The organism is Sphaerisporangium corydalis (assembly GCF_025506355.1).
Taxonomy (GTDB): Bacteria; Actinomycetota; Actinomycetes; order Streptosporangiales; family Streptosporangiaceae; genus Sphaerisporangium; species Sphaerisporangium corydalis.
On the sequence record NZ_JANZYP010000043.1, the window covers coordinates 15,218 to 28,312 of the forward strand.

Annotated in this window: 12 protein-coding genes; 6 read left to right on the top strand and 6 right to left on the bottom strand. The window is 69.6% G+C overall.

Annotated elements, in window-relative coordinates:
* Positions 1-144: 144 nt before the first annotated feature.
* Positions 145-1,878 carry a DEDD exonuclease domain-containing protein gene (locus NYZ98_RS26105; protein ID WP_262845942.1) on the top strand — a complete coding sequence of 578 codons (1,734 nt, stop codon included), beginning with the start codon at positions 145-147 and terminating at the stop codon, positions 1,876-1,878.
* Positions 1,879-1,968: 90 nt separating this feature from the next.
* Positions 1,969-2,256 (top strand): Lrp/AsnC family transcriptional regulator, encoded by a 288-nt coding sequence (locus NYZ98_RS26110; protein ID WP_262845943.1) that lies wholly within the window; start codon positions 1,969-1,971, stop codon positions 2,254-2,256.
* Between the two features lie 141 nt (positions 2,257-2,397).
* Here NYZ98_RS26110 and trpD read toward each other — a convergent pair whose 3' ends face one another.
* Positions 2,398-3,471 carry an anthranilate phosphoribosyltransferase gene (gene trpD / locus NYZ98_RS26115; protein ID WP_262845945.1) on the bottom strand — a complete coding sequence of 358 codons (1,074 nt, stop codon included), beginning with the start codon at positions 3,469-3,471 and terminating at the stop codon, positions 2,398-2,400.
* Positions 3,472-3,648: 177 nt separating this feature from the next.
* Positions 3,649-4,047 carry a hypothetical protein gene (locus NYZ98_RS26120; RefSeq protein WP_262846048.1) on the bottom strand — a complete coding sequence of 133 codons (399 nt, stop codon included), beginning with the start codon at positions 4,045-4,047 and terminating at the stop codon, positions 3,649-3,651.
* A gap of 181 nt (positions 4,048-4,228) precedes the next feature.
* On the opposite strand from NYZ98_RS26120, the gene ctaE reads away from it, so the two are divergent.
* From ctaE to qcrB, 4 genes are read left to right on the top strand one after another with little or no spacing between them, the layout of a single operon-like run.
* Positions 4,229-4,855 carry an aa3-type cytochrome oxidase subunit III gene (ctaE, locus tag NYZ98_RS26125; RefSeq protein WP_262845947.1) on the top strand — a complete coding sequence of 209 codons (627 nt, stop codon included), beginning with the start codon at positions 4,229-4,231 and terminating at the stop codon, positions 4,853-4,855.
* Between the two features lie 17 nt (positions 4,856-4,872).
* On the top strand, positions 4,873-5,700 hold the full coding sequence (gene qcrC, locus NYZ98_RS26130) for a cytochrome bc1 complex diheme cytochrome c subunit (protein ID WP_262845949.1): 828 nt from the start codon (positions 4,873-4,875) through the stop codon (positions 5,698-5,700).
* Positions 5,693-6,766: a cytochrome bc1 complex Rieske iron-sulfur subunit gene (gene qcrA / locus NYZ98_RS26135; protein ID WP_262845951.1), complete on the top strand. Its 1,074-nt coding sequence runs from the start codon at positions 5,693-5,695 to the stop codon at positions 6,764-6,766. The genes qcrC and qcrA overlap by 8 nt, the downstream gene beginning before the upstream one ends.
* Positions 6,763-8,427 carry a cytochrome bc1 complex cytochrome b subunit gene (qcrB, locus tag NYZ98_RS26140; protein WP_262845953.1) on the top strand — a complete coding sequence of 555 codons (1,665 nt, stop codon included), beginning with the start codon at positions 6,763-6,765 and terminating at the stop codon, positions 8,425-8,427. Before qcrA ends, qcrB begins: the two co-directional genes overlap by 4 nt.
* 112 nt (positions 8,428-8,539) lie before the next feature.
* Here qcrB and NYZ98_RS26145 read toward each other — a convergent pair whose 3' ends face one another.
* The 4 genes from NYZ98_RS26145 to ctaC all read right to left on the bottom strand — a co-directional run bounded on the left by NYZ98_RS26145 (position 8,540) and on the right by ctaC (position 12,900).
* Positions 8,540-9,691, bottom strand: coding sequence for a L,D-transpeptidase (locus tag NYZ98_RS26145; RefSeq protein ID WP_262845955.1), 1,152 nt, complete (start codon positions 9,689-9,691; stop codon positions 8,540-8,542).
* Positions 9,692-10,043: 352 nt separating this feature from the next.
* A complete protein-coding gene (locus NYZ98_RS26150) occupies positions 10,044-10,439 on the bottom strand; it encodes a cytochrome c oxidase subunit 4 (RefSeq protein WP_262845957.1) in 396 nt (131 codons plus the stop codon).
* Positions 10,436-12,112: an aa3-type cytochrome oxidase subunit I gene (gene ctaD / locus NYZ98_RS26155; protein ID WP_262845959.1), complete on the bottom strand. Its 1,677-nt coding sequence runs from the start codon at positions 12,110-12,112 to the stop codon at positions 10,436-10,438. The genes NYZ98_RS26150 and ctaD overlap by 4 nt, the downstream gene beginning before the upstream one ends.
* On the bottom strand, positions 12,109-12,900 hold the full coding sequence (ctaC, locus tag NYZ98_RS26160; protein WP_456115257.1) for an aa3-type cytochrome oxidase subunit II: 792 nt from the start codon (positions 12,898-12,900) through the stop codon (positions 12,109-12,111). Before ctaC ends, ctaD begins: the two co-directional genes overlap by 4 nt.
* Positions 12,901-13,095 lie beyond the last annotated feature (195 nt).

The following is a 13,095-nucleotide window of genomic DNA, read 5'->3' on the forward strand; positions in this document are numbered from 1 at the left end:
CCCGGGGAGTTCCGGCGCGTCCGAAAAAATCTTTCGTCGACGAGAAAGGATCTCCGAACGGGCGCGGACCTGCGGCGCCGGACGATCGTGGAACGCGCCGATCCGCCGTGACGGCCGGAACTGTCGGTCGGCGATCGTATGGTCATGCTCGTGGAGATCGGGGTTCAAGGAACGCTTGACGAGCTGGGCACGCCCCTCGACCAGGTGACCTTCGTCGTCTTCGACCTGGAGACGACGGGCGGGTCACCGGCGGAGCACGCCATCACCGAGATCGGCGCCGTCAAGGTGCGCGGCGGCGAGGTGCTCGGCGAGTTCGCCACCCTGGTCGACCCCGGGCGCCCCATCCCGCCCTTCATCACCGTCCTGACCGGCATCACCGACGTCATGGTGGTGGCCGCGCCCAGGATCGAGCGGGTGCTGCCCGCCTTCCTGGAGTTCATCCGCGGCGCCACCCTGGTCGCGCACAACGCCCCGTTCGACGTCGGCTTCATCAAGGCCGACTGCCAGGCCCACGGCTATCCCCCGCCCGCCAACCCCGTCGTGGACACCGCCGACCTCGCCCGGCGCGTCCTGACCCGCGACGAGGTGCCCAACTGCAAGCTCTCCACCCTGGCGCGGGTCTTCCGCAGCACCACCGAGCCGTGCCACCGCGCGCTGGCCGACGCCAAGGCGACCGTCGACGTGCTTCACGCGCTGATCGAGCGGGTCGGCGCCTTCGGCGTGCAGACCCTGGAGGAGCTCAAGGGCTTCGTCCGGGCGCCCACCCCCGAGCAGAAGCGCAAACGCCACCTCGCCGCCGCCGTCCCGAGCGAGCCGGGGGTGTACGTCTTCGAGGACGACCGGGGCGAGGCGCTCTACGTCGGCAAGAGCGGCGACCTGCGCCGGCGGGTGCGGTCCTACTTCACCGCGGGAGAGACCCGGCCGCGCATCCGCGAGATGATCGGCATCGCCGAGCGGGTACGCACGATCGTGTGCGCCACGGGCCTTGAGGCCGAGGTCAGGGAGCTGCGCCTCATCGGCGCCACCAAACCGCGCTACAACCGCCGCTCGCGCTTCCCCGAGAAGGTCGTGTGGCTCAAGCTGACCGACGAGCCCTTCCCCCGGCTGTCCATCGTCCGCGAGGTCAAGCACGACCAGGCGGCCTACCTCGGGCCGTTCACCTCCGCGCGCGGCGCCGCCGACGCCAGGTCCGCCCTGCACGAGGCGCTGCCGCTGCGCCAGTGCACCGAGCGCATGACCGCGCGCACCCGGCGGTCCGCCTGCGCCCTGGCCGAGATGGGCCGCTGCGGGGCGCCGTGCGAGGGCCGGCAGACCGTCGAGGAGTACCGCAGGCACGCCGAGGAGGCCCGCGCGGCCATGGAGGACGACCCAGGGCAGGTGTTCTCGGCCCTGGAGGCCCGCATGGAGCGCCTGGCGGCCGAGCAGCGCTATGAGGAGGCCGCCGTCGACCGCGACCGGCTCGCGGTCTACGTGCGCACGGCCGCGCGCATGCAGCGGCTCCGCTCCCTCACCGTCATCCCGCAGATGATCGCCGCGAGCCCGGCGTTCGGCGGCGGCTGGGAGATCCACGTCGTGCGCCACGGCCGGCTGGTCGCGGCCGGCGTGATGCCGAGGGGCGCCCATCCGACCCCCTACGTCGACGCCCTGGAGGCGACCGCCGAGACCGTGGTCCCCGGCCCGGGGCCGCTGCCCGCCGCCGGGGCCGAGGAGACCGAATGCGTCCTGCGCTGGCTCGACTCCCCGGGCGTGCGGCTGGTCCGGGTCGACGGCACCTGGAGCCTGCCGGCCCGGGGCGCCGGCCGCCTCAAGGAGCGCATCGACCTCGCCTACCAGGGCGTCCAGCCCCACCGCCCGCGCGAGGGCCGGCCGCTGCGCTGACCACCAGGCACGATGACGCGTCGAGCCGGTGGTGTCGGGCAGGGATCACGGCGCTAGAGTCAGCCGAAACCGTCTCGAAGGAGAGCCCCTATGATCACCGCGATCGTGCACATCAAGGCGGAGGTCCACCGGATCCCCGAAGTCGCCGAGACGATCGCCGCGCTCGACGGGGTGAGCGAGGTCTATTCGATCACCGGTGACTACGACCTGATCGCCATGGTGCGCGTCGCCGCGTACGACGAGATCGCCGAGGTGATCCCCGGGCGCGTCAACAAGGTCCCCGGCGTCCTCGCGACCGAGACCCACCTGGCCTTCCGCACCTACTCCAAACACGACCTCGACGCCGCCTTCTCCATCGGCTTCGCCGAATCCGACTGACCCCACCCGAACGGCATCCACCCCGGCCGCCCGACGGCTCCCGGCCGTCGAAAGGTCCTTCGGGCGATCTCCCCCCGAGAGCCACCCCGGCCGCCGTCCCCGCCTGCTCCAAGGCCGTTCTCCGGGGGGTCGCGGCCGGGGTCAGGAGTTGGCGTGGGAGCGGCTGATGGTGATCCAGTTGGTGAGGGTCTCGGCGGCGCGGCCGGAGTCGACGGCTTCGGCGGCGCGGGTGTAGGCCGAGCGCATGGCGGTTACCAGGGTCTCGCCCGGGGTCGCGTCCGCGGGGGGTGGGGTGGTGAGGCCGAGGCTGACCAGGGCGGCGGCGGCGTTGAGCAGGACGGCGTCGCGCACCGGGCCGGTCGTGCCGGCGACCAGGTCGTGGACGGCCTGGGCGTTGAACGCGACGTCGCCGCCGCGCAGCGCGTCGGGCGCCGAGCGCGGGACGCCGACGTCCAGCGGGTCGAAGGTCGTCTCGACGGCGGTGCCGTCGCGGACGATCCAGACCGTGGAGGTGGTGGCGGTGGACAGCTCGTCGAGCCCGTCGTCGCCCCGGAAGACCAGCGCCGACACGCCCCGCTCGGCGAAGACCCCGGCGACGACCGGCAGGATGCGCGCGTCGTAGACGCCGATCGCCTGGGCGGACGGGCGGGCGGGGTTGGTCAGCGGGCCGAGGAAGTTGAAGAACGTGGGGATGCCGATCTCCCCGCGCACCGGCCCGGCGAACCGCAGGGCCGGGTGGTAGACGGGCGCGAAGCAGAAGGCGATGCCCGCCTCGACGGCGGTGCGCGCGGTCTGCGCGGGGGTCAGGTCGAGGACGATGCCGAGGTGCTGGAGCACGTCGGCCGCCCCGCACGAGGAGGACGCGGCCCGGTTGCCGTGCTTGACGACCCTGGCCCCCGCCGCCGCCGCGACGATCGCGGCCATCGTGGAGATGTTGACGGTGTGGGCGCGGTCGCCGCCGGTGCCCACCACGTCGACCGTCGGGCCCTCCACCGTCAGGGGGGTGGCGCGGTCGAGCATGGTGCGCGCCAGACCGGTCACCTCGGCGACGGTCTCGCCCTTGGCCCGCAGGGCGACGGCGAAGGCGGCGATCTGGGCGGAGGTGGCGTTCCCGGACATGATCTCGCCCATGGCCCAGGCGGTCTCGTCCGCGGTGAGGTGCTCGCGGGCGAGCAGGGCCGTGAGCAGCGCGGGCCAGGTGGTGCGCGAGTCCATGGAGGGCTCCGGTGTCGGTTGGGAGGTGGTGCGGAGGACCGGGGGCGGCGCCGGGCGCCGCCGGGGCGGGCGAGGAGCCGGACGCCGGCGGCGCCGGGCCGGCCGTGAAGGACCGGTGCGGGCGGCGCCGGGCCGGTCACCAGGACCGGTGCGGCGCCGGGGCCCGCGCGGGCGGGGTCAGCGTGCGGCGATGCGGGAGGCCGAGCGGGCCCGCATGAGGCCGGCCACCGCCTCGGCCAGCGCCATCGGGTCCAGCGGCTGGGCCACGACGGCGTCGGCGCGGGACCAGTCGGCGAGCCATCGGTCGTCGCGCCGCCCGATGATCAGGCAGATCGGCGGGCAGTCGTGGACCTCGTCCTTGGCCTGGCGGCTGATGCCCATGCCCCCGGCGGGCGCGGCCTCGCCGTCGAGCACGGCGACATCGATGTCCCCGGAGTCGAGCCGCTTGACGACGGCCGGCTGGGTGGCGCACTCCACGATCTCCACGAGGGGCACATCGGCGGCCGGACGCCGCCCGATCGCCAGCCGCACCTTCTCGCGGGTGCTTGCGTCGTCGCTGTAGACGAGAACCCTCATGCTCACGGTCGCGCTCACTATCGATTGACGAGGTATGGTCACCACGGATGCTACCTGTCCCCGCCGACGGAATCCCAGATCAGTCAGACTTGGCGTAGTTCTAGGCTTATGTCTCGTTTATAGGACTGATCCGAGCGCAACCGGGGGGTCGTGCGGCGACCCGACCAGGAGAGCCGCAATAATGCTGGGCGTGGCGACAGCATCCGCAATTACGACGACGACAGCACACTCGTCCCGCCGGCCCAACCTGGTCAGCGTCGGGACGATCGTGTGGCTGTCCTCTGAGCTCATGTTCTTCGCGGCGCTGTTCGCGATGTACTTCACGATCCGGTCGGTGAGCCTCGGCCAGGGCAAGGCCTGGCCCACGCTCCCCGAGGGCGTCCACCTCGACGTCCCCTACGCGCTGGTCAACACGATCGTCCTGGTCCTGTCCAGCGTGACGTGCCAGCTCGGCGTATGGGCGGCGGAGAAGGGCCAGGTCAGGAAGCTCCGGTTCTGGTACGTCATCAGCTTCCTCATGGGCGCCTGGTTCGTCGGAGGCCAGCTTTACGAGTACCACAACCTGTTCGAGGAGGGCGTGACCCTGTCTTCGAACGCCTACGGGTCGGTCTTCTTCCTGACCACGGGCTTCCACGGCCTGCACGTCACCGGTGGCCTGATCGCGTTCCTGTTCATGCTGGGACGCACGTACTCCGCGAAGCGCTTCACCCATGAGCAGGCCACCAGCGCGATCGTCGTGTCCTACTACTGGCACTTCGTCGACGTCGTCTGGATCGGCCTCTTCGCGACCATCTACATCATCAAATGATCGGAACGAGGATATCGGTGAACTCGATCACCGCACGGAGGCGGCATCCACTCGCGCGATACGCCGTCCTCCTCCTGGCCCTGAGCCTCCTCGGAGGGGTGTACGCCCTGCTCGCGCCCGGAGGCGACCGGGCCGACGCGGCGATCGCCTCCGGCAGGGCCGACGACGTGGCCGCGGGCAAGGAGCTGTTCGCCGCGCACTGCGCGAGCTGCCACGGCCTGAACGCCGAGGGCTCCTACGCGCCCGGCGGGGCGTCGGGCCCGAGCCTCGTGGGCGTCGGCGCGGCGGCCGTGGACTTCCAGGTGTCCAGCGGCCGCATGCCGTTCGCCAACCCCGGCCCGCAGGCGCCGCGCAAGCGCCCGGCCGAGTGGGTGAACGAGGACACCATCCGGCAGCTCGCCGCATACGTGCAGTCGCTGGGCGGCGGCCCGACCAAGCCCTCCCTTGAGTCGGTCGACCCCGCGAAGGGCGACCCGGCCAAGGGTGGCGAGCTGTTCCGGGCGAACTGCATCCAGTGCCACAACTTCGTCGGATCCGGCGGCGGGCTGACCTACGGCAAGTACGCGCCCCCGCTGAACCCCGCCACGCCCAGCCAGATCTACGAGGCCATGGCCACGGGCCCGCAGGCCATGCCGGTGTTCAACGACAGCACGATCACCCCCGAGCAGAAGCGCGACATGATCGCCTACATCGTGGGCGCCCGCGACCAGGTCGACCCTGGTGGCAGCGGCCTCGGCAGGATCGGCCCGGTCACCGAGGGTCTGGTGGCCTGGATCGTGGGCATCAGCCTTCTCGTCCTCGCCGCCATCTGGATCACCGCGAAGAAGCGTCAGGCCAATGACTGAGAATCCGAACGACCTCGACCAGCCCGAAGAGCGCCTGCCGAGGCGCGTCATCGGCACCCCTCCCCCGCGGGGGGAGATGTCCGTGCTGGGCGCGCCGGCCCAGCGCGGCGAGCGCCCGGCGCCCGAAGGCGTGAAGTACCCCGACCCGGCCACCGCCCGGCGGGGGGAGCGCATCGCCTCCCTGCTGTTCCTGGTCGCCTTCCTGGCCGGCGTCGGCTTCGTGGTCTCCTACGTCGTCTTCCAGGTCGGCACGATCGACAAGACCGCGACCTCCAACTTCGCGCTCGGCGGCACGCTGACCGTCGCCCTGCTGTCGCTGGCGGCCGGCATCGTGGTCTGGGTCCGGCTGATCATGCCGAAGTACAGCCTGGTGCAGGAGCGCCACACCATGGCCGCCCCGCCGTCGGTGCGCGACGAGGTCTCGGCGACCTTCGTCCAGGGCGCCAACGAGAGCGGCTTCGTCAAGCACAAGCTGCTCCGCCGCACCCTGCTGCTGGCCTCGGCCCCGCTCGGCCTGCTGCCGCTGGTGCTGCTGAAGGACCTCGGCCCGCTGCCGGGGACGACCCTGCGGCACACGGTCTGGAAGAAGGGCCGCCGGCTGATCGTCGAGGGCACCGCCGAGCCGATCCGCGCGGCGGACTTCAACTCCCCCGGCGGCATCCTGTCGGTGGTCCCCCAGGGCTACGAGAACGATCTGAACGCGCTGGCCAAGGCCACGCTGATCCTCATCAAGTTCCGCCCCGAGGACATCAAATCGGGCACCAAGCTCAATTGGACCTACGACAGCATCGTTGCGTACTCTAAAATCTGCACGCACGTGGGCTGTCCGGCAGCGCTCTATGAGCAGACGACGCATCACATCCTCTGCCCCTGTCACCAGTCCACGTTCGACGCGGCCGACGGGGCGAAGGTCATCTTCGGTCCCGCGGCCCGTCCCCTGCCCCAGCTGCCGATCGGTGTCGACGGCGAGGGGTACTTGATCGCACAGAGCGACTTCGACGTCCCGGTCGGACCCAGCTTCTGGGAGCGCGGGGACGCCGAAGCCGAAGCTAGGGGGCACGCATGAGCCTCGACGGCCCTCCCAAGGCCATCGCGGGACCGGCGACTTTCATCGACGACCGCCTCGGCGCCGGGACGTTCCTGAAGCGGAACCTGCGCAAGGTCTTCCCCGACCACTGGTCGTTCCTGCTGGGGGAGATCGCGCTCTATTCGTTCGTCATCCTCCTGCTGACCGGCACCTTCCTGACGTTCTGGTTCAAGCCGAGCATGGGCGAGGTCGCCTACAACGGCTCGTACGGGCCGCTGGTCGGCGTCCACATGTCCGAGGCCTACGCCTCCACGCTGAACATCAGCTTCGACGTGCGCGGCGGCCTGCTGATCCGGCAGATCCACCACTGGGCGGCCCTGCTGTTCGTGGCGGGCATGATGGTGCACATGCTCCGCGTGTTCTTCACCGGGGCGTACCGCAAGCCGCGCGAGCTCAACTGGATCATCGGCGTGCTGCTGCTCACGCTGGCCCTGGCGGAGGGCCTGACCGGCTACTCCCTGCCGGACGACCTGCTGTCGGGCGCCGGGCTGCGGATCACCGAGGGTGTGGCGATCTCGCTCCCGCTGGTCGGCACGTACATCACGTACTTCCTGTTCGGCGGCGAGTATCCGGGTCATGACGTGATCTCGCGGTTCTACAGCATCCACATCCTGCTCATCCCGGGCATCCTGCTGGCGCTGATCTCGGCCCACCTGATCCTCATGTGGGTCCAGAAGCACACCCAGATGCCGGGCAAGGGCCGCACCAACAGGAACGTCGTGGGCGCGCCGTTCTACCCGTCCTTCATGGCCAAGTCGGGCGCCTACTTCCTGTTCACCTTCGGGGTGATCGCGCTGCTCGGCACGTTCGCCCAGATCAACCCGATCTGGTTGTTCGGGCCGTACACGCCGGCGGACATCTCGGCGGGGTCCCAGCCCGACTTCTACATGGGCTTCCTGGAGGGCTCCCTGCGCATCATGCCCGCCTGGGAGATCAACCTCTTCGGGTACACGCTGCCCATGAGCGTGCTGATACCGGCCCTGCTGCCGATGGGCATCATCATGACCGGCCTGGCGCTCTATCCGTTCGCCGAACAGTGGATCACCGGCGACCGGAGCGAGCACCACCTGGCCGACCGGCCGCGCAACAACCCGCACCGCACCTCGATCGGCATGTCGGCCATCGCCTTCTACGGCATCCTGTGGCTGCTGGGCGCGAACGACTGGATCTCCTCGAAGTTCCACATCTCGCTCTACACCACGACCGAGGTCGGGCGGGTGGCGATCTTCCTGGGCCCGGCGCTCGCGTACTGGATCACGTACCGCATGTGCATCGGCCTGCAGCGCAGGGACCAGGAGCTGGTGCTGCACGGCGTGGAGTCGGGCGTCATCAAGCGCCTGCCGCACGGCGAGTACATCGAGATCCACGTGCTGCCGGCCGAGGACCTGGTGGCGCTGGTCAAGGCGAAGCCGTCCATCCCCGCCATCGAGTCCGCCTCCGACGGCGAGGGCGTCCCCCCCAAGGGGATGCGGAACCCGCTCGGCAGGCTGCGGGCCAAGCTCAGCGAGACCTACTCGGCCGACTCCGAGGCCATCTCGCTGGACGGGTCCCACGACGGCCACCACAACGGCCATGGCAACGGCGCCGCGCCCGCCGCGGTGGGCTCGGGCGAGCCCGAGCAGAAGTCCATCGGCCACTGAGCCGGTCCGCCGGCCCTGACCCGGGCCGGCGGGAACGCGGAGCGAAGTGAAGGGACCGGGCGCCTCAGGCACCCGGTCCCTTCCGCGTCCGGCCTCAGGAGGTTCAGGAGGTTCAGGAGGTGACCTTCTTCTTCTTGGCCTCGTCCTTGGTGGTGGTGTGGTCGGCGGGCGTGACCACCGACAGCGCCTCGGTGGTGAACCCCGACCGCAGCCCGCTCCACCGCAGCCACTCCGGCCAGCTCTCCTGCCAGTGGCCCCACCCGTTGGTCGGGTCCAGGTGCCGCGGGGTGCCGCTCACGATGATCGGGTCGCCGATCAGCGTGACCTCCTTGAACCAGCGGGCGTTCTCGGGGCTGACGTTCACGCAGCCGTGGCTGACGTTGGAGTTGCCCTGGGAGCCGACCGACCAGGGGGCGCCGTGGATGTACTCGCCGCTGTCGGAGATCCGGACGGTGTCGTACACCGTGAGGCTGTAGTAGCCGGCGCTGCCGGGCCCGGCGTCGGGCGAGGTCATGGTGGTGACGTCCTCGCGGGACATGGCCAGGTGGATGCCGTTGGTCGTGTAGTGCCGCCAGTCGCCGCCCTGCCCGGCGCTGAGCGGGACGGTGCGCACGGTCTCGCCGTCGCGCTTGACCGTCATCTGGTGCGACACGGTGTCGGCGTGGCTGATCTGCGACCGGCCGATCTCGAAGTCGCGCACGTAGTCCTTGCCGCCGTACATGCCGGGGCCGCCGCGCACGCCGGCGAGCTGGGCGACGAGTTTGACCTTGGTGTGGGCCGGCCACCACTTCTTGGGCCGGAAGGACACCGACTTGTCGTCGAACCAGTGCCAGGCGCCCTCGACCGGTTTGGAGCTCTCGACCATGAGGTTGCGCTCCACCGACACGCGGTCGGTGACCGGGTGGTCGAAGGTCAGCATGATCGGCATGCCGACGCCGACGGTGAGCCCGGTGTCCTCCTTGTTGGGCAGGATCTTGTCGATCGCGAAGAGCTGGGCGGCCTTGACGGTGGAGAACTCGCTGGTGGCGCTGGCCGTCCGGCCGGAGGGGTCCACGGCGACGACGTCGACCTGGTAGGTCTCCCCCGGGGCCATCGCCCGCTTGCTGCGCCATTGGGTGCGGTCCGCGCTGAGCACGCCCGCGACCGGCGTGTCCTTGGACCTGGCGCGCACCGTGACGCTCCTGAGAGCGCCGTTGACGGCTCCGACCATGACGGGCAGCTCAGGTGCCACCTGGGTCGCTCCGTTGGCCGGAGAGACGTTCACGGCCACTCCGGACCGTGAACCAGAGGTTCCTTCTCCTTGCTCGGTGCTGGAGCCCGCACAACCGCTTGCGAGCAGCAGGGCCACTGCCCCCGCCCCAAGGGCGACCACCCGGATCTCGACGTGTCTCACGTTACGTCTCCCCCGCTCCGACGGATCACTCCTTGTGAGTTATTACCCGGTTACTGCGTGTCGTGTACCTCTGCCGAAGGAGAAAGGACGAAACGACCAGCAAAAAAGCCACGCGAGTGACCGACGGTCCCTTGACGGAACACGCGGGTCCCCCGGGTGGCCAGGGCATCCGGGAACGCGAAAGGGGCCGGCCGCCCTTCGGCGACCGGCCCCTCGCGTGCCGTCAGTGGGAGAAGTGTCCCCGGTAGTACTGGAAGACGAACCCGATGGCGCCCATGACCACGCCGAACACGCCGATCAGGAACATCCACCAGCCGATGATGAACCCGACGGTCATGAAGGCGACCGCGAGGCACACGAACAGCGGCCACCAGCTCGACGGGCTGAAGAAGCCCAGCTCGCCGGCGCCGTCGCTGATCTCGGCGTCCTTCCTGTCCTCGGGCTGCTCGCCGATGCGGCGGGCGGTGAAGAGCAGGTAGTAGCCGATCATCAGGGCCAGGCCGACGGAGATCGCCAGCGCGGTGGTGCCGGTCGGCTCCTTGGACCAGAACCAGTAGACGAGGTCGACCGCGGCGAAGAAGACGCCGCAGAGCAGGAACATCCAGCCCTGTACCTTCATCGGTCCGCCTCCAGCGCCTTGACCGGCTCGGCGAGCCGGTGCGGGTTGTGCAGGTCGAAGGCGGGTCGCTCCGACCGGATCCGCGGCAGCTTGGTGAAGTTGTGCCGGGGCGGCGGGCACGAGGTGGCCCATTCGAGGGAGTTGCCGAAGCCCCACGGGTCGTCCACGGTGACCTTCGGCGCGCTCCGCGCCGTACGCCACACGTTGTACAGGAACGGCAGCGTCGAGGCGCCCAGGATGAAGGCCCCGACCGAGGAGACCACGTTCAGGTTGGTGAAGCCGTCGGCCGCCGAGTAGTCGGCGTAGCGGCGGGGGAAGCCCTCGGCGCCGAGCCAGTGCTGGACCAGGAACGTGGTGTGGAAGCCGATGAACAGCGTCCAGAAGTGCCACTTGCCGAGCGTGTCGTTCAGCATCTTCCCGGTGAACTTCGGCCACCAGAAGTAGAACCCGGCGAACATCGCGAACACGACGGTGCCGAAGACCACGTAGTGGAAGTGGGCCACGACGAAGTAGGAGTCGCTGACCTGGAAGTCCAGCGGCGGCGAGGCCAGGATGATGCCGGTCAGGCCGCCGAACAGGAAGGTGACCAGGAAGCCGACCGCGAAGAGCATCGGCGCCTCGAACGACAGGTGGCCCCGCCACATCGTGCCGATCCAGTTGAAGAACTTCACCCCGGTCGGCACGGCGATGAGGAAGGTCATGAACGAGAAGAACGGCAGCAGGACCTGGCCGGTCACGAACATGTGGTGCGCCCACACCGCCGCCGACAGGCCCGCGATCGCGATCGTCGCGCCGACGAGGCTGATGTAGCCGAAGATCGGCTTACGGCTGAAGACCGGCAGGACCTCGGTGATGATGCCGAAGAACGGCAACGCGATGATGTAGACCTCGGGATGGCCGAAGAACCAGAACAGGTGCTGCCACAACATCGCCCCGCCGGTCGAGGAGTCGAAGATGTGCGCCCCGAGATGGCGGTCGGCCTCCAGCGCGAGCAGCGCGGCGGCCAGCACCGGGAAGGCCAGCAGCACCAGGATGCTGGTGAGCAGGATGTTCCAGGTGAAGATCGGCATGCGGAACATCGTCATGCCGGGGGCGCGCATCGTGATGATCGTGGTGATGAAGTTGACCGCGCCGAGGATCGTGCCGATGCCGGACATCGACAGGCCCATGATCCACAGGTCGCCGCCGAGACCCGGGGACGACACCGCGTCCGACAGGGGCGTGTAGGCGGTCCAGCCGAAAGCGGCGGCGCCGTCGGGGGTGAAGAACCCGGAGACGGCGATCATGCTGCCGAACAGGTAGAGCCAGTAGCTCACCATGTTCAGCCGGGGGAAGGCGACGTCGGGGGCGCCGATCTGCAGCGGCATCAGCTCGTTGGCGAAGCCCGCGAACAGCGGGGTCGCGAACATCAGCAGCATGATCGTGCCGTGCATGGTGAACAGCTGGTTGAACTGCTCGTTGCTGACGAACTCCAGCCCCGGCTGGGCCAGCTCGGCCCGCATGATCAGCGCCATGACGCCGCCGATCAGGAAGAACACGAACGAGGTGATCAGGTACAGGTGCCCGATCACCTTGTGGTCGGTCGACGAGGCCCACTTGGCGATGATCGTGCCCTTGCGGGCGCGCCGCGCGAGAGCCGCCGGCTGGTTGGTGGGTTCCGCGACGGCGGTCATTTGGCACTCCCCGCCTGGCTGGCGATGTACTGGTCGTACTCGGCCTGGGGCACGAGCTTCACCGTGAAGAGCATGCGGCTGTGGTCCACGCCGCACAGCTCCGCGCAGCGCCCGGCGAAGACACCGGCCTTGTCGATCGTGTTGATCTCGAAGACGTTCTTCACGCCGGGGATGACGTCACGCTTGAACAGGAACGCGGGCACCCAGAAGGAGTGGTTGACGTCCTGCGAGACCAGGTCGAACTGCACCTTCTTGTTGAGCGGCAGCACGAGCTGCGGCTTCTGCGCGGGCGTGCCCACCACGCTGACGGTCTTGCCGCCGACCTGGCTGGTGAAGCGCCAGCTCCACTGGAAGCCCTCGACCTTGACCTTCACGTCGGGATTCGCCGACACCGCGGTGATGGCGTTCTCGTCACGCGCGGTGAAGTAGAAGAACACCGCGACCATGATGATCGGCACCGTGGTGTAGAGGATCTCGATCGGCAGGTTGTACCGCACCTGGGGCGGCAGCGCCTCGGTGGTGTTCTTGCGCCGGCGGTGGAACGCGCAGGCCCACAGGATCAGGCCCCAGACGACGACACCGACGGCAAGGGAGGCGATCCAGGCACCGTTCCAGAGATTCTGGACGATGCCGGCCTCCTTGGTGACGCCGTCGGGCATTCCGGCACGAGACCACGTGCCAACGCCTTCACACGCCGTCAGGGACACCACCAGCGCCGCCAAGGCGGCGGCGCGTGGCGCCTTGCGGCGGGCCAACGGTCGCCGTGTAGAACGGCGGGTCGGACTCACGGATCGCCTACCCCACAGTTGAAGCCCAAGAGTCCCCCTCCTGGGCGGTCGTTTCCAGATTCACGATATTCGCGCTCTTGGTTGTCTCACGTCACGCTGGGGGACACATTAGCGCGCACTGGGGCCGCCCTCCTTCCCGGCCCCTTCCCGGTGGCGCGCGGATGCCGCCGGTCGCGGGGTTCCGGTGCCCGGCCG